Here is a 21,128-nt window from a genome sequence, read left to right as displayed (position 1 = left end):
TTATTCAACCCTTCTCAAGGAAAAATTATCAATAACTTGTTAAGAATGTTGATATTCTCATAATCAAGAAGCAATTTTATCTTTAAATTCTAAGTCACATTGCTATTTGTGTAACTTAGTACACTATTCCTATTTGATATTCGGAATTACTTTGGCGGGTAATTTCAAAAAACAGAGAGATGAGACAGAAACTTTTAAGAGAAGGTGCAAACGAACTTAGTTATGAAATCAGAGGCATTGTAAAAAAAGCAGACAGCCTTCGTAAACTAGGTCGTAAAATTTATTGGGAAAATATCGGTGATCCAATTCAAAAAAATGCAGAAATGCCAGATTGGATGAAAGATATTATCAGTAATTTATTGCATGAAAACGATACTTTTGGCTATTGTCATTCCAAAGGTGTTTTAGAAACAAGAGAATTTTTAGCTGAAAGAACAAATGCTTTGAAAGGAGCACAAATTGATGCTAACGATATCTTATTTTTTAATGGTTTAGGAGATGCAATTTCTAAACTATACCAATTCTTATTACCTACTTCTAGAATAATTGGGCCTTCACCCGCCTATTCTACTCACTCTTCTGCTGAAGCCGCCCACGCCAATACGACTCCACTGACATATAAATTAGATCCAGAAAATCATTGGTATCCAGATATGGAAGATTTGTACTTACAAGTAAAGTACAATCCAAATATTGTTGGGATTTTAATTATCAATCCTGATAATCCAACAGGAATGGTTTATCCGATGGAGATTTTGGAACGTTTTGTTGAGATTGCAAAAGAGTTTAATTTAATATTAATCTCTGATGAAATCTACTCTAATGTTACATACAACGGGTCAGAAACACATCAATTAGCTGAATATATCGGCGATGTTCCTGGTATTGCATTAAAAGGTATTTCAAAAGAATTCCCTTGGCCAGGTTCAAGATGTGGTTGGATGGAATATTACAATAAAGTAAGTGATCAACAATTCAATTCTTTATGTCAAACATTGGATAATGCTAAAATGATAGAGGTTTGTTCTACAAAACTTCCTCAAATGGCTATTCCAAGGATCATGAAAGATCCAAGATATCAGCCCTACAGAGATGAAGCAAATAAAGCGATTGGACGTAGAGCTGAAATCATTGCTGATTTACTTGGTGATCTTCCACAACTTACTTTTAATAAAACATATGGTGCATTTTATAATACTATCATTTTTAAAGACGGAGTATTGAAAGATGGACAATCCTTAAAAGTGGATGATCCAAAAGTGGCGAACATGTTAAAAGAATGGACTGCAGAGGATATGCCACATGATAAACGTTTTGTTTATAATTTGCTTGCTGCAAAAGGAGTTTGTGTCGTTCCTATTTCATCATTCTGTTCAGAGTTACAAGGTTTCAGAGTTACATTACTTGAAGAAGATGAAGCGTTATTAGAAGAAACATTTACTCATATCAGAGAAGCTGTCATTGAGTATTGTCAATAAAAAAAGGCCAAGTTCAGAACTTGGCCTTTTTCGTATCTATTTTTTTTTCTAGTTTTTCTTTAATCGCCTTTTTAAACTCGCAGGCATTTTATCTTCTTTTTCAACTTTTCCAAAAGGTAAATTTACCCCAAAACGTAAATTAGCAGTCTTGGCTTGATCCCACTGAAATCCTGCTGTTAGTAAATTATCAGATACTGCGTATAGTTGGAAACCAGGAAAACCAAATGAAACCATTGCCCCTAAATTAGTATAGCTATACTTATCAATCGTATAACTTAATCCTAAACCAAAGAATTTTCCAAATTGTTTATCCAAAGATAAAGTTAAAGAAGGAAAGTAATCTCCTTCATAAAACATTTGAGAGAAAAGAACTCCTGCTGTTGCATGATTAAATACTTCATACGTCGCTGCTAAATTTACAACTGTAGGTAAACTTGATTTATTATCAACACCTAAGGTATCTACTTGGCTAAATGAAATCGAATCAGACACAGTTGGAAAAGCATCATCAACATTACCTTCTAATAAAGCTCCCGGATCAATACCAGAATATGAAATATTGTCCAAAGGTGCAGAATAGCTAAATAAACCATCATTTTTCCAATATAAAGCTCCTAAGTTTTTTACTGATGCTTCAAAAGTCAATTCATCAGAAAATTCATAAACCGCTCCTAAATCAATAGCAAATCCAGTATTTGAAAGTGAACCAAACGAATCCGTAAATTGATTTTCATCGTCTAAAAGTAAATCACCATTTTCATCTACAACATCACCTAATCCTCTAGTTTGAAGATCAATAGCTCCACCAACTGTAATCCCATATAATGGAGGATTATCTTGAAGAAAATTACCATTAATATTTGCTTGTACTTGATGTGTTCCAAATAAAACTTTAAACGCTGCGCCTACGACTAATTTTTCATTAATACGATAATTACCGCCAATTGTCAAATCATAAAAAGCAAAAGCATTAATCACTGAATTCATATCTTGCTCAACGCCTAAAACTCCATCAGAAGCAGGTCCCTTCAGAAGTGTCTCAAACATTCCTTTTGAATAGGTTAAACGCTCAATGACTTGGTAGTTTGCACTAATATGAAATCCAAAGTTATTTTTCTGATAATAAATGCCCATCAATTCTGATGAAACTTGTGACAATTGTGTATTATCAGGATCTAATTTCCCTAAGAATCCATCAATATCTAAAAATGTAGTTCCATTCTCCTCATAAGTAACATCATCAAAATTAAATTGATTGTATAAATGAGAGGACATATTTACGACAGGTACCGTCAAAGTAAATTTATGTTCGGACTGCTTTGCTGGATTATATTTCATGGATTGCGGAACACTATTCATAAAATATAATGTATTGACTTGCTGCCCCCAACTAATTTGCATTGAAGTAATCAATAGAAAGAGACAGATTATATATTTAAGATTTTTCATCTGAGTATGTCAAGTAAAGAGAGTTAATCGAAGTTTAATTGAATTGTGCTTTCTAAGTAAAGTCCCATTTTGAAATACATAGATTGCGTACTAGTTATTTCAACGGGATCAGGTACTGAAGTCAAAGTATCTGCATCTGCTTTTACATCAAAAGACATTTCTAGATAACCTGCATTTAAAACTGCTCTAACCTCTTCACCTGTTAATGAGGTTTGTAGATAGTTTGTTACTTCTTGTGCATTTGTACCATCAGGATTTGTTGTCGCTGCTTTAATAAGATCTTGTCCATCTTGATTTCCATTTAAGAAAATCTCAGCAGTTGTTGCCCCATTCTCAGACTCTTTTATGGTTAATTTTAGAGATCCTCCAATAGGAATCGAATTCGTGATTTCGGAATGTATAATTGCAGTTGTTATTTCTTCTAATTCACTTGTAGGTTCTAAATCTAGGTCAGATCCACTTGTGTAAGGCATACTAGAAAAACCAATAAACAATGGAATTTTCACATAAAAATAAGCCTTTACTTCTGATGCTGCAGTGAACAATACTTCCTGATTTGCAGCAATTGAATATCTAGCGGTACCATCATAAACCATTTGTGTTGGTCGCATATTCAACAATTCATCAGTTTCACAAACAAAAACGTTGGTTTGGGCAATATTATCAAAATCTGTACTTGCTAAAACATTGATGACCTGACTACATGAAGTTCCTTTAAGAGCTGAGGTAGAGTCTGTATTAAAACTCACAGGTCTGGTATTACCATCTCCATCAATTGCAATAATTCCATTTTTGGGAGGAGAAGTCCCTGTATTAGATCCTAAGTCCACATCAATTCCTGCTCCAACTGGATTGTAAAATGAGAATTTTACAGTTGGTGCTTTAAATGTAACATCCGTGTCTTCTGGAAAAATATCTGATAAATAATCTGTATCAATTTGAGCTGTTGGCACATCAATTTCTGCATCTCTAGCCGATTGGAATAACATTTTAATTCTATCTGCAGAGTTAGTTGGCGTTAACTGAACACTAGTAATCGTACCTGCATCATTTCCATTTTCATCCACTAATGAGATCGTCAAAATAGGTGTTTGTGTTAAGTCCATTTCAACATTTGTTAGATCAAGTGTCAAAGGAGGTTGTGTACCATTAAAATCTGCAGTATGTGTAGCGGTGATTGTAGATGAACCATTCTCCGTTGTGATATTATCCATTGTTAATGTGAGAATATCTCCTAGATTAGCTGTATAATCGATTTGTAATCCACCTCTTTTAAAACGGATATATGAAATGGCAACTGCATCTTCTACATCATTTAATAATTTGATACAGTAATCTGCTTGTGAACAAGCACCTGAAGAATTTACAGTAAATGCTACTGATAGATCATCTACACCTGGTACACCAATGCCTGGAATTGGATTTGGAAACTGTAAACTGAAAAAATCTTCTTCACTTGTACTACCAAAAGCTTGTACAATATCATTTGTTGATGCTATCTCGATTGAATCTAGTATCTCAAAGTAGAGACTATTGGTCTCTGGGTCAGTTTCCAACATATCTAAATCATCTTCTGATAGTAAATCTTCAAAAGCCACACTTCCATCAAAAAGAGGAACTCCTACTTTATAATTTTCTATTGGTGGTAATTCGATTTCGTTGAGTTCAGGGCCACATCCATTAAAGAAAAGAGCTAAAAATATAGTGACTATACTCTTTTTTTGTAATAAATAAGTATTGTTATACATTTTGTAATGTTTAGAAGAGAAAAAATACTTCTTATAATGTTACAGCGTTTAAAAATATTAGTTTATTTAAAATTAACACTTTTTTTCTTTTACGGATAATTTAAAATATTGTTTTTTCAAGAATGAGGTAAAAAAAGGATTTAATGATATATTTAATTGAAATTTAGCAAATTCAAGTACGGAATTTTAAGAATAAACGAATGCTGGCAGCCAAAGATTTTTATCAATATATTATAAATACTTATCATTCAGAGGATTTTACCCTACCCCAAAAACATCATCGATTAAAAGATTTATTGGAATGGTTGTGTAAAGAACAAACCAAAACAGAGAAGATTTTACTTTCTAGTTTGTTTGCTAGAATTGCATACATTGGACAAAAATTAAAATTACCTCAATTACTTGTTTGGCGACTTCAAAAAGTTCGAATTAATGATCGACTTTCTAAAAGGTCAATGAAAGTCATAAGCATTCATGATATTAATTTTGCTAGTAGAGGAATTGCTGAAACTATAAAACGTATTTATGAGGAAGAAATACCGCAAGAATTAGATCAATTATTACCACAATTACCTACTCAAAAAGAAGCCAATAAACAGAAAGAAAATTTTATTGACACACTGAGAGTAGAAGTTGTAAAAATTGATACTGAAAATAAAATCCTTCATTGTCAAGAAGATGATGACGCAGAAAGTCAAGAACTTATTCAAGTAAAATATGACGAATTAAATATCAACGAAGTCTTTACAACAACCATGACTAAACTATGGGAAGGCATTCAAATGAATTTAATAAATGTCCGTCTTCAAGAAGATAATATTTTCATTCCTCAACACTTTGTCATTGAACCAGATTACCTTTTAGATGTCACAACTGTTGCAGAATCATTTACGATGACAGGAAGTATTCCATTGACGATTTTATTAAAAAAGTTTACGCCATCTGCCTCAAGTGTGCCTATACTTTTGGGAAGTGTTGCTAACTTTTTTCTTGATGAAGCTATTCACGCTGAAGATGCTCAGTCTTTGGATTTTATTCAGATTTTCACCAAGACATTTAAGGCTAATCCACTGGATTATATCACATTACCAGAATTACAAAGTAAAGAAGGATTTAATGGATTTATGCAGAATGCTAAATTCCAGTTTGAAAATATCATTAAAACAGTCAACGATAACTTTAGACAACAAGGAATAGATAAAGATGGTTGTTCAATAGAACCTTCATTTTATTCACCAAAATACGGAATTCAAGGTCGTCTTGATTTATTACACATTAATCCTGAGAAAGAAGAATACAGAATTGTTGAATTAAAATCAGGAAAACCACCTCAACCAGGTATAGGAAATGCAGGGCTTTGGAGTAATCATGCTGTCCAAACTTTGATGTATCAAATGCTTTTAAAAGATGCATATCAATGTGATCAGCAAAATATTTACCCAATGATCTTTTATTCAAAGGCCATTCAAGCCCCCCTTAGGTACGATACATTTACAACTCGTATGGAACAATTAATTCTTTACACGAGAAATGAAATGGTGCTTAATGAATTAATGCTTTCGAAAGCAGATACCTTACAGGACGTTGGGAAAGTACTTCAACAAATCAATGAAGTCGCTTTTGCTGGAGCAGCTCCATTTGTCAAGAAAGATGTGAATACGTTTATTATGAAAGTTCGTGCTCTTTCAACAATGGAACGTGCGTATCTTTTTTCATTTATTAGTTTTATAGCTAAAGAACATCAATTGGCAAAAGTGGGTGATACTATCTTTAGTCAAGGTGTAGCATCACTTTGGTTGGATGATTTCGATACTAAAAAGGATAGTTTTAAAATTCTATTTGATTTAGAAGTCACTGAAAATTTTGCCAATGATCCTACACCAATTTTAGTTTTTAAAAGAACAAACGAGGAAAATGCTTTTGTCAATTTCAGGGAGGGTGATATTGTTACATTATACCCTAGAGATAAAGATGGACAATTACCCACCCATGGTCAGATTAATAAAGGAACAATCACCAGTATTACAAAAGATGAAATTATTGTTCAATTAAGACATCAGCAACGTAATGATGAAACGTTTAATATCAGTGGATACTGGGCGTTAGAGGGGGATTTTATGGAGGCTTCTTTTAATGCTATGTACAGAGGTTTATTTCATTTTATTACATGGGATAACCAAAAAAAGAAAGATATTTTATTGGGTTTACAGCCACCTACTTATCCTTCTAAAATGTATACGCATGAAGAAGTACTATCTTTAGCACAGGACAAAAACCTAAATAAGGTGGAATTAAGTACGCTTTCGAAAGCTCTTTCTACAGAAGATTATTGTCTAGTTGTTGGCCCTCCAGGTACTGGTAAAACGTCTAGAATGCTAAAGAACTTAGCACACATTCTATATCATACTGATCAAAATAGAAATATCTTATTTATAGCTTATACCAATCGTGCAGTGGATGAAATTTGTGAAGCTTTGGATGAAGCAATCACCACACCCCAGGCTGATGGTAAGAAATTTTTACGTATTGGATCTGAGCATTCTTGTGCTCCACAATGGAGGGATAACTTGATGAATAAATTAGCAGAATCTGCTAACAATAGGGTTTCTCTTCGTAAAGGGATTGAAGATCATCGTATTTTTGTCACAACTTTAGCTTCAATTTCAGGTCGTAAATCTTTATTTAAAATAAAGGATTTTGATATGGCTATCATTGATGAAGCCTCTCAAATATTAGAGCCACAATTGGTTGATTTATTGACAAAAGTAAATCGTTTTGTTTTAATTGGAGATCAAAAACAATTGCCTGCTATCACACAACAGGATAAGGTCGTTTCCGAAATTAAGTTTAAAGGATTGGATGAAATCCAATTGACAAATAGAAGGAATGCCTACTTTGAAAGAATATTCTCATTATGTCAAAAAAATAATTGGGATTGGGCTTTTGATCAATTAAAAAATCAAGGTCGTATGCATGAAGATCTTGGTCAATTTGCGAACGACTTTTTCTATCAAGGTAAGCTTACAACAGTGCCATTGCCTTGGCAAAGTGAAAAAGTAAATTGGTCATTAGAAAATCCTAAATCAGCATTGGATCAATTATTAAAAGAAAAACGCTTACTTTTCTTTCCTACACAAAATACCAATACTGCTTCATCTGATAAAATCAATATGGAGGAAGCCCGAAAAATCGCTGAGATTGCTGTTTTAACCAAAGAAAGATATTTAGAACAAAAAGGTAGTTTTGATGTTGATAAAACCTTAGGAATAATTGCTCCATACCGAAATCAGATAGCTGCTATTCGACAAGCTTTGGAGGAAATCGGATTTGAAGAAGCGAATAAAATTAGTATTGATACTGTAGAACGTTATCAAGGAAGTCAAAGGGAAGTCATCCTTATTTCTTTTTGTGCGAATACGCCTTTCCAGCTCGAAAATATGCTTTCACTGACGGAAGATGGTATAGTAGATCGAAAATTAAACGTAGCGATCACAAGAGCAAAACAACAAATGGTCTTTTTGGGGAATCCTAAGATATTAATGCGTTCAACCATACATGAAAAGTTAATGGATTGGATCAAACAGCAAAAAGGTTGGATTGAAAACGATAGTTCATTATTTTTGGTTTTATCTATGAACTAATATTAACTGTTTAACAATCGATTTACTATTTTGGATACAGATATGAAAGACTTCGAGGAACATTGTGAATGTGCAAAAGACAACTTTTGTAGTTTTGTTCAAAACAATGAAAAATATACACCTGAAGAGTGTTCTTACTTAGTAGAACATAGTATTGGGAAAGGTGTTTCCAAAATTTTTAGAGTGGGCTACGTCCTTATCGTCTGGAGTTTTGTTGCCGTTTGGATTGATAATATATTGATTCCCGGAGCTGTTGGCTATTCTTTTATTCAGGGAGAAATAAGCTGGGCTACCGCTGTTCCTATTTTCTTTCTTGTCATCAATGCTTCATTAAAGGCTTTATTTATAAAGTGGAGGCTCGGAAATCAGATTAGTATATTAGGAGCCTATTTGTCTAGTATCCCTTATATTGGTTTTGCTTTTTTATTAAAAACACAATTTAAGACTGATAAACTACTTTACATCGCTGCGAAAGATTATTTTTTATATCAGAAAATTATGATTAAAAATGCTGTTCGTAGATTTTTTGGATTCAAAAAAGAAGAAGCATCTGTTAATGCTTAAGGTAAAGAAAAGAAAGTCCTCCTTCGACATCTTCACTCATGTCTAATAAAGTTGTAGTATTCAACATTTGATTAATAGACATTCTTATCGCTTTGAATTTTTCATGCATAGGGCAAGGTCTATCATCTGAACAATCTTCAAACCCTAAGCCACAACCTTTCATCAATGAATCTCCATCTATTGCTTTGACGACCTTATACAAAGTGTGGTTTTGTTGTTCTTCCGTAAGGTAAAATCCGCCATTTGGACCTTTTATAGATTCTATGAGACCTTGCCTTGATAATTGTTGTAATATTTTAGCAGTATAAGGTTCAGGAGTAACCGTTTCTTTTGCGATCTCCTTTACACCTACTTTCTTCCCTTCTATACTTTTTTGGGTAATTAAAATTAGTGACCTAATACCATAGGTACACGCTTTAGAAAACATCAATGTCTTATTCTGTTTTAGCTATACTTCATTTTCAACCTATTTAAATATAATCATTTTTTAGAAACGATATCTTCAAAAAAAAAATAAGGCTCCCAGAAAACTATTCTAGAAGCCTTATCATGATTTTTTTTTAATGTAAGATTAATATCTAATCATACCTTCATACGTTGAACTTGATTTGTTCGGTACTAAGATACCTCTCATACGTAATTCTCTTCCACTGAAAACTCCGTTGACTCTTACATTACAGAAGTTACCTGTTCCATCTAAATCATAAGTAACTCTTGCTACTAAAGCAGTACCCATGATATTAAAAGTTACATTTGTTCTGTTGTTCTTTTCATCTTTTTTTACTTTCCAGTCTGAGATTTTACCATCAACAGTAATACCTCCTACTCCATTCCACCCAATTAGTTGAGCAGAACCAATTTGAAGTACACCTGTATTTCCAGCAACTTTGATGAAGTTAATATTCGATTGAACATTTACAGTTCTTCCTCTACGGTCATATAACTGATTTGCTTCTAAAACGAATTGTTGACTATCAATTGCTGCAATTGCTTGTTGATGCTGTAATTCTTCAAAAGCTTTAGCTTGAGCTTTTTTCTCTGCTTTAGCTTTGGCTTTTTGTTCTTTTTTTAATGCTTTTTTCTCTGCTTTAGTTAAAGTAGTATCTGCTTCTTGTGCTAAAGTAGAAAATGAAATTCCTATAAAGAAACTCAATAAGATAAGGATATTTTTAAAAGGCGTTTTCATAATAAATAGTATTTTGTAGATAATGTTCTTTTCTGTTTTCGATTGTTTAATATAATACGTTGTTAATGAAAAAAGTTTTACTCCATTTTCTTAACAAGTGTAAAACTGATTGATTTTCTGTATATAAGACAATTTAAATTGATCTATGCTAATTTATTTTAGGGTTATTTAAATAGTTATCATTTGAATTTAAATTATTTTCAGAGTAGTTTTTTACTACAAAAAAAGACACCTTACAATTTAAGATGTCTTCTTTAGTTATCCAATAAGAGAAGCTAGTGTTTCCACTGCTTTTGCTTTATTTTTTTCTGCTTGAGAACCTGCTTCAACTTCCATGTTTTCTAAAAAGCCTGATACTTTAGAAGCAATTTCTTTTACATTTTCTTCAGGTAAATTCATTCCTTGTAACATTGTAAAAGCAGACTGCATCATTGTTGCAATTTGATTCTCATCTTCTGCTGTATTAATCGCATTTGCAAATTGCATTGCGATCATATTCTCATCCATCATGATAATTGATTTCTAAATTCAATAATAAATTGCACTGCAAAAGTAGGTAAATCTAGCAGTTGTACAAATTATATTAAGATAATAAAGGAGGTATAAAAAAAGAGGAAGTTTTACCTTCCTCTGATTCTTTATTTAGTAGCTACAATATTTTTGAGGTATTGCTGCTCCAAATTTCATGTTTCTTTGATCGTTTGCATAAACATATATCCCGTTTTCTAACCTTTTCTTTCCTCCTATTCTAAAATAGGCAGAATCTTCATCCAACTTGATATACTTTTCTTCTCTTAATTTTACTCCCTCTTTAGAAGTATAAGTGTAGACAGCTTTGATCAAATTATTTTCAATTTTTCCTTTCAATGTTCCTTTTGTGTGTTTCCTCTTTGAAGGAGTCCACTCAAAAGTCCCTGTTACATTCTTCCCATTAATATCGAGATGTAAATACATAGCATCTCTAAAGGATATTAATTGTCCATTCGCATTAACAACAGGTTCACTTGAAATTACTTTTTCGTAACAAACAGAGTGATTGTTCATTGAATTTGCTTTTCTGCTGCAAGAATATAAGTAAGTCACAGTAAAAAGAGCAAATAGAAAGTAGAAAATTTTTCTACATTTCATAAACTCAAAAGTTCGTTAAACATCAAGAAGTCAAGCGGGTAAAGTGCTAAAACTTCTCATTATCAAGGCAAAAGTATTAGTTTAAATTCAAATTTACCTACCCTGTTAAGTTAAGATTTGTTTATGAATTATAGTTCATTTATTTCTGCAACAACAAAAGTACTACCTCCAATAAAGATCAAATCTTCCTTTTGTGCTTTACTTTTTGCGGCTGTGATTGCTTCATTTACATCAGAAATACATTCACCTTCAAGTCCTATTTTATAGGCTTCTTGAGTAAGTATTTGAGCATCAAGACCTCGAGGTACATTTGGTTTACAGAAGAAATAAAAGGCGTTTTTTGGTAATTTATCCAACATATTTGGAAGGTCTTTTTCTTGAACCACACCTAATACAATCCATAATTTTCTATACGACAATGAAGCAATTTGATCTAAAACAAATCTCCATCCATCTTCATTATGACCGACATCCGTAATCATTAATGGATCTTGTTGTAAAGTTTGCCATCTTCCTTTGATACCACTCAATGCACTTACATTTTCAAGGCCTTCTTTAATTGCTTCTTTAGAAACATCAAAATTTGTTTTTTCATTTAAAACTTGAATTAAGGCAACAACTCCTAATGCATTATGACGTTGGTAATTTCCTTTGACTTCAATATGAATATTTTCTATAAATAGATCTTCTTGTTGATATAAGCTTTGTTTTTTCCAACCAAAAATTTCTTCAGCATATACCAGTGGAGCATTTCGTTCTTTTGCAATTTCTTGAAAAACTGGAGTAGTCTCTGTTTGTTTTTGACTAACTACAATAGGCGTTTCACTTTTAATAATTCCTGCTTTCTCAGCTGCTATTTTTGGTAAAGTATCACCTAACATATCCATGTGATCCATACCAATATTGGTGATTAAACAAGCCTCAGGCTGAATAACATTCGTAGAATCCAATCTTCCACCCAGTCCTACTTCAATAATAGCAATATCTACTTTTTCATTTCTAAAATGATCAAAAGCCATTGCCACGGTAAGTTCAAAGAAAGAAGGTTGAATTTCCTCAATAGTAGGTTTAATATTTTCAACAAAAGAAACAACACTTTCTTCGGCGATAGGTTTTCCGTTAATTCTAACTCTTTCAGTAAAACTTTTCAAATGAGGAGAAGTATACAAGCCTACCTTATAGCCTGCTGCTTGTAAAATAGCAGATAACATATGAGAAGAACTACCTTTTCCATTGGTCCCTGCCACATGAATTGACTTGAATTTATTTTCAGGATTATCCAATGCATTACATAAAGCTATCGTATTGGATAAATCCTTCTTAAAAGCTGATTTCCCTTCCCTTTGGAACATAGGAAGTTGAGCATAAAGAAAATTTAAGGTCTCCTCGTAAGTCATTTTTTATCGTTTCTAAAGTTGAAGCACGAAAGTAAGCAATTCTAATGAAGCTTCAATTTCATTTTTAAATTCTTCACAAAAAGAAAAAGGTGTTATCTAACACCTTGCTTTCTTCTTTTTCTTACCGATTCTATCTTTTTCAATTACTTTTTGAATATAATCCGTAGCTAAGGGAACTTTACAACTCGTATCACCTACATTTACATCAACTTTACCAATGTGTTTTGCCACTTTCATTGCTTTATCTGTCAACGATGGAATATAACAACCTACTGAAATAACAAATCCATTTTTCGTATATCGTACTCTATTTAATGAATCGTGAATATCTGTATTGATTTCATCGAGTAATTCTTCTATTTTTTTGATATCTAATTTTTCATCAGGAATCATTGCAATGTAGTTGGCTAAGGTAGACCAGCCTGCGCTTTGAATGCCTTCATCGGCATTTTTGATCCATTCAAGACCTAATTCCCAACCATAAGGAGATTCGGAAGCAATCCAAGCTACAGTATATTCACTCAACATATACCAATTGGCTGCTTTCACCCATTCCTCTAGTGTTTCCTTTGTGATTTTCTTTTGATCTGCAATAAGCCCTGCCAAATACATTGCATCGGAATTTCCAGTGGCGTACAATTCCAAAGCGAGTTCATGGTTTTTCTTTACTTTTTTTTGAATCGTTTTTAGGTCACCAACTTTTACTCCGAAAAAAGGTTCTTGCGCACCATGTTTTAGATAGATTGATTTCGTACCCTCATTACCAAATTGGTAGAGAGCGTCCATTACTTCGTTTTTTGTCATTTTAGATAATTCTTTTGCTTGTTTTTTGATGGAAGGCTAAGGCTTCCTTTTAAAGATAGTATAATCATCTTTATCTATCTTTTGACTTTTCACTTTTAGAGCATTTTTTAATAAAGGAGCTTCAATTCCTTTTCCAAACTCAGCTGTGGAAGAAGTAAAAACATGTGCTTCATCCCATAAATCTCTTTCAATGAATTGCTTTAATAAGGTACTTCCTCCCTCTACAATTAATGAATGTAGTTTACGATTAAATAAATCATGAAGTAGTTCCTCAAAGAAATTTTCTTTTGACAATGAAATAAAAGACAGGTTCTCTAAAGACTGTTCTTTTGAAGTTGTATAAACGAGTGTAGGAATTGATTGATCAAATAAATTTAGTGTAGGCTCTAACGTTGCATTTCTATCAATGACAATACGTACAGGATTACTACCAAACCAATCCCTTACATTTAATGTAGGATTATCATATTTTGCGGTAGTACTTCCGACCATAATTGCATCTTCTTCAGCTCGCATTTTATGAACTAATTGTCTAGAAAATGAATTACTAATCCATTTTGAATCAAAATTTTCTCTTGCTACAAATCCATCTGTTGTTTGAGCATATTTTAGCATTACAAAAGGTTTTTTCTCAATCATTGCTTTAAAAAAGCGTTTATTAATTTCTAAACCTTCCTTCTCAAGAATCTTAGTTTTAACATGGATACCTGAGTCTGTCAATTTTTTGATCCCTCTTCCAGCTACTAATGGATTAGGGTCTAAATTACAGACATATACATTTTTGAATTTATTTTTAACCAATAAATCAGCACAAGGAGGTGTTTTCCCATAATGACTACAAGGTTCAAGCGTCACATACATATCAGCTTTAGATAGTAAATGTTGATCTTCTTCCTTTACAGAAGTAACAGCATTGACTTCAGCATGTGGTTGCCCATATTGTTTGTGATACCCTTCTCCGATGATTCTATCATTGTATACGATTACAGCACCTACCATTGGATTTGGACTTACGTTACCTATCCCTTTTTGAGCAAGCTGCAATGCACGATACATATATTTTTCTTGCATAGCTAAATCTACTTTGAAACCATAGCTACTAAGTTAGGTATTCATTATTGCACTGTAAAACGATGGATCTTCTTTTTTCCTGATTCTGTCGTTAAGGTGATTAAGTACAAGCCATTATTGAGAAATGAAATATCAATATTTTCCATGTTATTCCATTCTTTCTGTTCTAGAATCCTACCTTGTAAGTCTGTAATTTGATAAGTATTAATCTTATCATTATTACCTAAAAAAGTATTCACATTTAAATTTAAATGTGCAGGATTGGGGTAAACAACAAAATCGAAATCTACATCAACTGTATTATTCACTTCAATCCAATCTGAGTAAGAATAAGTTCCATCAAAATCGGTCTGTTTCAATCTAAAATAACGATATAGATTCCATTCAGAAGTAGAAGCTCTGTATGTATATAATCTCTCTGTCTGAGAATTTCCAGCACCCTCTATTTTTGCAATAGTATTCGTATTTCTTTTATCATTAGACCCTTCTAACTCGAAAAAGTCATTGTTGATTTCTTGAGCGGTTTCCCAACTGAAAATCATTTCACTGTTATCTTGCGTAGCATCAAATGACGTAAGTTCAACTGGGAGATTCTGTCCTCCGCCTCCACCCAATGAAAATGGGCTAAATGTAGCTGTTGGCGCTTCAAAAAAACCATTAACATTATCAATATTTGTATTTGGACTTGCAGTATTTGTTGCTCCACCACCATCACCATTTCCTTCAGAATTCCAAGAACTTCCTCTGTAATGCATTACATGCAAGGTAGATAAAGAACCTGTATTGACATTAGAAAAATCATCATACGTTAATACTACATTAAAATGTTCGTTAGTATTATCTACATCAGCACCCGTAACTTGAATATCCCAATATTCTACAGTACTCAAATCTACTCCAGCATCCACAACATCTGCAGCATCATCATGTACTGCTTGATTATATCGAACTGTTAATATATAATTACTAGGAGAACCTACTAAGTTTCTCACCCCTGCAACTCTAAGTCTACCTTGATCTCCAACAGGCAATAATACATAATCTGATGTGGCAGTCACTTGTACAGTTAAAGCACCATTTACATGAGAACTATTTGAACCTCCCGTTATTACGTTATCAGGATTACTGTTATATGAGGCTCCATTAATCGTTCCAGCGACAGAAACGGAATAATCATCTGTTGTATTGATAATTCCACTTGTTAAAGTTAATTGATTTGAAATCTGTAAACTTGCCCCTAACGTAATATTGTTAGATGTGTTCATTGTAATATTTCTGAATGTACCCGAAGGTGTAAAAGTACCTATAGAAGTTCCAAGAAATTCAATGTCTGTATTTGTACCTGCTGTTATTGTAAAATTGGCTCCTAATGTTGAATTGTTTATCTTCAAAGTATATCCTGAAGCTAAAGTAATACCACCTGTTTCAGACGAAAAAGTAGATGGTAAATCTTCTAATGTACCTTCTGATGTTGATGCTGCTGGATGTAATGTTCCTTTTGCGGCACTACTAGACATGTATTCTTCTAGTTGTCCATCACCAGTAATTCCAGTAACATCTGATGGTGGAGTTTGTGAACCTTGGGTGGAAGCATACAAAAGACCAGTGTGATTTATTGTTGTAGTTGTCTCGCTTCTAGTAAATGAATAATTTGATCCTATAAAATAAATATTTTCAACATTTATCGTGCAATTTGAAATAAACTCAAGTGGTATAGTAAAAGTACCTACAACAACTAAATTTTTAATAGTTATTGTCATGTTTGATGTTTTAAAACCCTGTAAAGTTCCACCACTTAAAACTGTAATTGTATTAAGTGTAACCCCTGATGTACTAGGTAGTAAAATTGTATGACCACTTTCTATAAATAAATTATCATCTGAGTTAAAAGATGATTTAGTTGTACCACTTCCTCCTGATTCAGTGGCCCATCCTGCACTATTGATAATAAATCCTGTACTAGTTGAATAATAATCAGTAGCATAAACTCTAAAAGCGGTGCTTATGAGTGCTAATAGTAAGATATAGACTTTCATAGGCAAATATTGTTATTCTTGTTTTTTACTAAGCGTGTGATGTGATAACACAAAAATATTTAGATCAGTTCCCGTTCTATTTTTTGAGACTTTGTAAGTTTTCAGTTCTACTTTTTAAGAAGATTAAATGAAATAACGCTATATCTAAACATGTTTTAATTACTTCTTTGTATAGTTATTTTTTGGTCAAGTACCATTTTTTTTTCTTTTCATTATTTAGAAGAAAATGCCAAATTTGATGAACAAACCTGGCATTTTATATATAATTTATTGGACTGTAAATCGATGTATTTTTCTTTCACCGGAGGAAGAAGTCAATATCATAATGTATATACCTCTATCTAAAAAAGAAGTATTGATTTGATGGTGATTTTCCCAATCCATTCTACTTAATTGTTTCCCTTGTAAGTCTACAATTTGAATGGTTTCTATAGTATCATTTTGACCTAAAACTGTATTAATTGTCATGATATCATGGGATGGATTAGGATAAAGGTAAAAATCAAATGCTTTTGCTGAATTATTTATTTCAATCCATTCACTGAACGTATAAGTCCCATCAAAATCAGTTTGTTTCAACCTAAAATACTGATAAGGATTCCATTCAAAAGCTGAGGCATTGTATTTATATTTTCTTTCCGTTTGGGTATTACCTGCACCATCTATTTTTACGATAGTATTCGTACTTCTTTTATCCTTAGAACCCTCTAACTCAAAAAAGTCATTGTTTATTTCCTGAGCAGTTTCCCAACTAAAAACCATTTCGTTATTATCTTGCTTTGCTTCAAAAGAAGTAAGTTCAATAGGTAAATCTTGGTCTGCTCCACCTCCAAATCCAAAAGGGCTAAATGTAGCTGTAGCTGCTTCAAAAAATCCATTAACATTTGCAATATTATTCTTTGGACTAAAAGTATGAGATGCTCCACTTCCACCACTACCTTCAGAGTGCCATTGTCCAGATCGATAATGCATTACATGTAAATCACCTAACTTACCAGTATTTACTTCAGAATTATCATCATAGGTTAAGACTACATTAAAGTTTGGGCTTCCATTAACATCAGTTCCAGATACTGAAATATCCCAATATTCAATATTACTCATTTTTAAATCACCATCGTCTGTATCACTATAATCCGAATGTGCTGACTTATTGTATTTTGCTGTAACAACAAAGTTACTTGGAGAACCTACCAGGTTTCTAACCCCAATAGTTCTTAAGTTTGCATTATCCCCAACTGGTAGAAAAACATAGTTATTCGTAGCTGAAACACTCATTATTAAAGTTCCATCAATATGGGATGCATCTGAACCTCCACATAAAGCATCATCAGGGTCAGCTTGAGTACTTAAACCACTTATGGATCCACCTGTTCTAACGGTAACTGAATTTGAACCTGTTGTAAGAACACCATCCGTTAATGTAAGTGTTCCTGCTATTTCAAGATCATTTCCTAAAGTAACGTCACTAGATGTATTCATAGTAATATTATTAAAAACTCCACTTGGTATGAATGTACCAGATGAATTTCCAATAAATTCTACATTCGTATTACTACCTGCTGTTACTGAAAAACTTGAACCTACAGAGGTATTTACAGTTAAAGTAAAATTTGAATTTAAAGTAATAGATGAGGTTTCTGTTGAAAAAGAAGAAGGTAAATTTTCCAAGGTTCCACTTGTTGCTCCACTCGCTAAATGCAATATATTTTTTCCCACAGACCCTTGCATATATTGAGACAACTGTCCATTACCTGTAATGTTTGTAACATCAGAGGGAGGAGTTTGAGATGTTTTTGAAGACGCAAAAATAATCCCTGAATGATCTACAGTAGTATTGGTTTCACTTCTTGTAAAGCTATAATTGCTCCCAATAAAATAGATATTTGTTACTGTAACTTTACACCCTGAAATAGATGTATCGTCAAAATCTAAACTACCTAAGATTATCAAATTATTTATGGTAATATCATTGTTGTCTTCTGTAAAATTAGATAGTGTACCCCCTGCATAAATTGTAAGATTATTAATAACGATATTATCTTTATTAGGCAGATCAATTGTGTGGCCACTTTCTATAAATAAATTATCACTAGATGTAAAATCTGTTTTCGGTGAACCAACACCTCCTGAAGTAGTAGCCCATCTTGCACCAGCATACATATTTCCACTATTAGTTGAATAAAAATCTGCTGCATAAATATTTGATGTCAAACTTATGAGAGCAGTTAAAAAGATAAAGACTTTCATATCAAAATAATTTAATAATTGATTGTATTAGTTTTCATCTTCATAACAATTAAAAAAAGGTTACAGTTCGTTTATTTTTGGACTAATAAGGGTTGAAATTAAACTTTAAAAACAAATATTTAATTAGTAATATGACCTCTCAAAATATTTCTATTTTTAGTATTAAGGCTAAAAAAAGTACTTACTCTTTTCAAAGTAAGCACTCTAAAGGTAGTTCTCTTATTGAACAGTAAAACGTTGTATTTTCCTTTCTCCAGAACTTGTGGTAATCATCATAAGATAGACTCCATTATTGAGTTGGCTGGTATTTATTTCTTTTTGATTATCCCACTTTTGGTTCAGAATCATTTTGCCTTGTAAATCTACTATTTGCATTGACTCTATTACTTCATTATTGGGCAAAATGGTTTCAATATTTAATACATCATGAGAAGGGTTGGGATAAAGTATATAATCAAAATTTACATCAATGCTATTATTTACTTCTATCCATTCTGAATAAGAATATTTTCCATCAAAATCAGTTTGTTTCAACCTAAAATATCTATACTGATTCCACTCTAATTCTGAAGCATTGTAAGCATATTTTAAAGGAGTCGGAGAATTTCCTGCTCCATCTATGATGGCAACTACTTCTGAGATTCTTTTATCGGTTGATCCTTCTATTTCAAAATAATCATTATCAATTTCTATGGCTGTTTCCCAATTAAAAATCATATTTTGATTGTCTCTTTCCGCATTAAAATAAGTAAGTTCAATTGGAAGATCTTGTCCTGCTCCTCCACCCATTCCAAATGGACTAAATTGGGTCACTGAAGTTTCTAAAAATCCTGTAACATTATCAATTGCAGTACCTGTTTTAACATTATGCACACCAGGTTGATTTGCTGTTATCTCTGATTCCCATGTACCACTAACATAATGTGTTAGGTGTAATGTTTCCAAACTACCTGTGTTCACATTTGAATAGGAATCGTAGGTCAGAATTACATCAAAGTTATTAGAATTTGAAATTGCATCCCCAGTTACACTGATATCCCAATGTTCTACAGTACTTTGATCCCATGAACCATTGACATCTGCAGCATCAGCATGTGCAGCCTGAATATATTGAGCTGTAACAGTAAAACCATGTGTACCAGTAGTATTACGGACACCTACGGGCCTTAATCTACTTTCATCTCCAACTGGTAAAAATACATAATTAGTACTTGCTGGAGCATTGTAGGCTAAAATTCCATCAACATGAGTAGAATTAGATCCGCCTGGAAGAGTTGTATTACGATCACTTGTTGATGCAAAAGTAGATCCTATTGTTTCAACAGTCAATGTATTACTTCCTGTATGAATGATTCCATTGGTTAATGTAAGTTGACCTGATAAAGTAACATCTGCATTTAGAGTAATACCACTAGAAGTATTCATTACCATGTTATTGAATGGGTTTCCATTTGAATTGAAAGTTCCCGAGGCACCTTCTAAAAATTCAACACTACCATTTTCTGTTCCATCAGATCCATCTGAACCTGCACTAAATGTAATACCAGAACCAATAGGAGATGATATTTTTAGAACATAATCTTTAACAAGCGTAAATGTTGCTGTTTCACTAGCTAGTTCAGAGGGTATATCTTCCAAAGTACCTTCAGTGCTACTTGTGGCAAGATATAATGTTCCCATTGCATCAGGTGTACTAAAATCTGCGTATCCATCAAATGACCCATTTCCAGAAAAATTGGTTAAAGGTGTTGATACAACTCTAGTAGAACTACTAGAAGCATACAATAAACCATTATGTGTAATTTGTGTATTATCATGTCCTAACGTAACACTACCACTAGTTAAAACAATAAAATTTTCTAATGTAATAGTACACCCTGTTCTTGGTGCAGTTAAAGATAAAGAGCCTTGTACAATCAAGTTTTTAACAACTAAATCAATATTATCTGCCTGAAAATCTCCCAGGAATGCTCCAGTTGCTACTCTTATAGTATTTACTGTTACATCACTAGAAGGTAGGTAAACAAAATCACCTGCTCTAATAATTAAATTATCTGTTGAAAGAAATGATGTTTTTACGCTACCAGAATTGGCCGCTGCATCAGAATCTGTTGACCACTTTGCTCCATTGTATATATCACCTCCAGTGGTAGAATAGTAATCTGTTCCATAAGAATCTATGCTGCAGTAAAGTAGTAACAATATAAAAATATAGGGTCTCATAGGTCATTAATAATTGATAATCAGTTTTTTCAGCTTTGTAACAAAGTAAACGCATTTTTTTAAAAGGAGTTAGTGAGAAAAATCTGCTTGGATGTAAGTTTTAAAAACGATTTGTGAAATTATTTTTAATATCTTTAAAGAATTCTTGGACAA

15 protein-coding genes are annotated in these 21,128 nt (G+C 32.7%); 3 read left to right on the top strand and 12 right to left on the bottom strand.

All coding sequences use genetic code 11. The annotated features are described in order from the left end of the window. The first annotated feature begins 179 nt into the window (after positions 1-179). Complete coding sequence (locus ACXAHM_RS01435) at positions 180-1,478, top strand: pyridoxal phosphate-dependent aminotransferase (RefSeq protein WP_474958608.1); 1,299 nt, start codon at positions 180-182, stop codon at positions 1,476-1,478. A 48-nt stretch (positions 1,479-1,526) separates the two neighbouring features. On the opposite strand, the gene ACXAHM_RS01430 is transcribed toward ACXAHM_RS01435, so the two are convergent. Beyond that, complete coding sequence (locus ACXAHM_RS01430; protein ID WP_474958607.1) at positions 1,527-2,927, bottom strand: DUF5723 family protein; 1,401 nt, start codon at positions 2,925-2,927, stop codon at positions 1,527-1,529. A 23-nt stretch (positions 2,928-2,950) separates the two neighbouring features. Next, complete coding sequence (locus ACXAHM_RS01425) at positions 2,951-4,675, bottom strand: hypothetical protein (protein ID WP_474958606.1); 1,725 nt, start codon at positions 4,673-4,675, stop codon at positions 2,951-2,953. 200 nt (positions 4,676-4,875) lie between these two features. Between ACXAHM_RS01425 and ACXAHM_RS01420 the strand changes: the two genes are divergently transcribed. Beyond that, positions 4,876-8,316: an AAA domain-containing protein gene (locus ACXAHM_RS01420; RefSeq protein WP_474958605.1), complete on the top strand. Its 3,441-nt coding sequence runs from the start codon at positions 4,876-4,878 to the stop codon at positions 8,314-8,316. A gap of 42 nt (positions 8,317-8,358) precedes the next feature. Further along, positions 8,359-8,880, top strand: a complete 522-nt coding sequence (locus tag ACXAHM_RS01415) for a hypothetical protein (protein WP_474958604.1) — start codon at positions 8,359-8,361, stop codon at positions 8,878-8,880. On the opposite strand, the gene ACXAHM_RS01410 is transcribed toward ACXAHM_RS01415, so the two are convergent. From ACXAHM_RS01410 to ACXAHM_RS01365, 10 genes are all read right to left on the bottom strand, one after another. Beyond that, positions 8,870-9,307: an RrF2 family transcriptional regulator gene (locus tag ACXAHM_RS01410; RefSeq protein WP_474958603.1), complete on the bottom strand. Its 438-nt coding sequence runs from the start codon at positions 9,305-9,307 to the stop codon at positions 8,870-8,872. The genes ACXAHM_RS01415 and ACXAHM_RS01410 overlap by 11 nt on opposite strands. 144 nt (positions 9,308-9,451) lie before the next feature. Then, positions 9,452-10,066, bottom strand: coding sequence for a DUF4251 domain-containing protein (locus ACXAHM_RS01405; RefSeq protein WP_474958602.1), 615 nt, complete (start codon positions 10,064-10,066; stop codon positions 9,452-9,454). A 258-nt stretch (positions 10,067-10,324) separates the two neighbouring features. Then, the gene (locus ACXAHM_RS01400) at positions 10,325-10,576 is read right to left on the bottom strand and encodes a hypothetical protein (RefSeq protein WP_474958601.1); all 252 of its coding nucleotides are present in this window, start codon (positions 10,574-10,576) and stop codon (positions 10,325-10,327) included. Positions 10,577-10,708: 132 nt separating this feature from the next. Further along, a complete protein-coding gene (locus ACXAHM_RS01395; protein WP_474958600.1) occupies positions 10,709-11,110 on the bottom strand; it encodes a hypothetical protein in 402 nt (133 codons plus the stop codon). Positions 11,111-11,322: 212 nt separating this feature from the next. After that, complete coding sequence (locus ACXAHM_RS01390; RefSeq protein ID WP_474958599.1) at positions 11,323-12,591, bottom strand: bifunctional folylpolyglutamate synthase/dihydrofolate synthase; 1,269 nt, start codon at positions 12,589-12,591, stop codon at positions 11,323-11,325. 96 nt (positions 12,592-12,687) lie between these two features. After that, positions 12,688-13,395: a DNA alkylation repair protein gene (locus tag ACXAHM_RS01385; protein ID WP_474958598.1), complete on the bottom strand. Its 708-nt coding sequence runs from the start codon at positions 13,393-13,395 to the stop codon at positions 12,688-12,690. 36 nt (positions 13,396-13,431) lie between these two features. Beyond that, complete coding sequence (ribD, locus tag ACXAHM_RS01380; protein WP_474958597.1) at positions 13,432-14,466, bottom strand: bifunctional diaminohydroxyphosphoribosylaminopyrimidine deaminase/5-amino-6-(5-phosphoribosylamino)uracil reductase RibD; 1,035 nt, start codon at positions 14,464-14,466, stop codon at positions 13,432-13,434. 44 nt (positions 14,467-14,510) lie between these two features. After that, on the bottom strand, positions 14,511-16,502 hold the full coding sequence (locus tag ACXAHM_RS01375; protein ID WP_474958596.1) for a T9SS type A sorting domain-containing protein: 1,992 nt from the start codon (positions 16,500-16,502) through the stop codon (positions 14,511-14,513). A 267-nt stretch (positions 16,503-16,769) separates the two neighbouring features. Further along, on the bottom strand, positions 16,770-18,752 hold the full coding sequence (locus ACXAHM_RS01370) for a T9SS type A sorting domain-containing protein (RefSeq protein ID WP_474958595.1): 1,983 nt from the start codon (positions 18,750-18,752) through the stop codon (positions 16,770-16,772). A gap of 219 nt (positions 18,753-18,971) precedes the next feature. Beyond that, entirely contained in the window at positions 18,972-20,975 is a 2,004-nt protein-coding gene (locus ACXAHM_RS01365) for a T9SS type A sorting domain-containing protein (RefSeq protein ID WP_474958594.1), read from the bottom strand. Positions 20,976-21,128: the final 153 nt, after the last annotated feature.

This window comes from Flammeovirga sp. AWQ4_249 (assembly GCF_056161045.1).
Note: the sequence above shows the minus strand (reverse complement) of the source record. Positions and strands in the feature narration are given on the sequence as shown.

Bases quoted from the DNA above. Each gene is read 5' to 3' on its own strand.
- ACXAHM_RS01435 (WP_474958608.1), top strand. From the start codon at position 180: ATGAGACAGAAACTTTTAAGAGAAGGTGCAAACGAACTTAGTTATGAA.
- ACXAHM_RS01430 (WP_474958607.1), bottom strand. From the start codon at position 2,927: ATGAAAAATCTTAAATATATAATCTGTCTCTTTCTATTGATTACTTCA.
- ACXAHM_RS01425 (WP_474958606.1), bottom strand. From the start codon at position 4,675: ATGTATAACAATACTTATTTATTACAAAAAAAGAGTATAGTCACTATA.
- ACXAHM_RS01420 (WP_474958605.1), top strand. From the start codon at position 4,876: ATGCTGGCAGCCAAAGATTTTTATCAATATATTATAAATACTTATCAT.
- ACXAHM_RS01415 (WP_474958604.1), top strand. From the start codon at position 8,359: ATGAAAGACTTCGAGGAACATTGTGAATGTGCAAAAGACAACTTTTGT.
- ACXAHM_RS01410 (WP_474958603.1), bottom strand. From the start codon at position 9,307: ATGTTTTCTAAAGCGTGTACCTATGGTATTAGGTCACTAATTTTAATT.
- ACXAHM_RS01405 (WP_474958602.1), bottom strand. From the start codon at position 10,066: ATGAAAACGCCTTTTAAAAATATCCTTATCTTATTGAGTTTCTTTATA.
- ACXAHM_RS01400 (WP_474958601.1), bottom strand. From the start codon at position 10,576: ATGATGGATGAGAATATGATCGCAATGCAATTTGCAAATGCGATTAAT.
- ACXAHM_RS01395 (WP_474958600.1), bottom strand. From the start codon at position 11,110: ATGAACAATCACTCTGTTTGTTACGAAAAAGTAATTTCAAGTGAACCT.
- ACXAHM_RS01390 (WP_474958599.1), bottom strand. From the start codon at position 12,591: ATGACTTACGAGGAGACCTTAAATTTTCTTTATGCTCAACTTCCTATG.
- ACXAHM_RS01385 (WP_474958598.1), bottom strand. From the start codon at position 13,395: ATGACAAAAAACGAAGTAATGGACGCTCTCTACCAATTTGGTAATGAG.
- ribD (WP_474958597.1), bottom strand. From the start codon at position 14,466: ATGCAAGAAAAATATATGTATCGTGCATTGCAGCTTGCTCAAAAAGGG.
- ACXAHM_RS01375 (WP_474958596.1), bottom strand. From the start codon at position 16,502: ATGAAAGTCTATATCTTACTATTAGCACTCATAAGCACCGCTTTTAGA.
- ACXAHM_RS01370 (WP_474958595.1), bottom strand. From the start codon at position 18,752: ATGAAAGTCTTTATCTTTTTAACTGCTCTCATAAGTTTGACATCAAAT.
- ACXAHM_RS01365 (WP_474958594.1), bottom strand. From the start codon at position 20,975: ATGAGACCCTATATTTTTATATTGTTACTACTTTACTGCAGCATAGAT.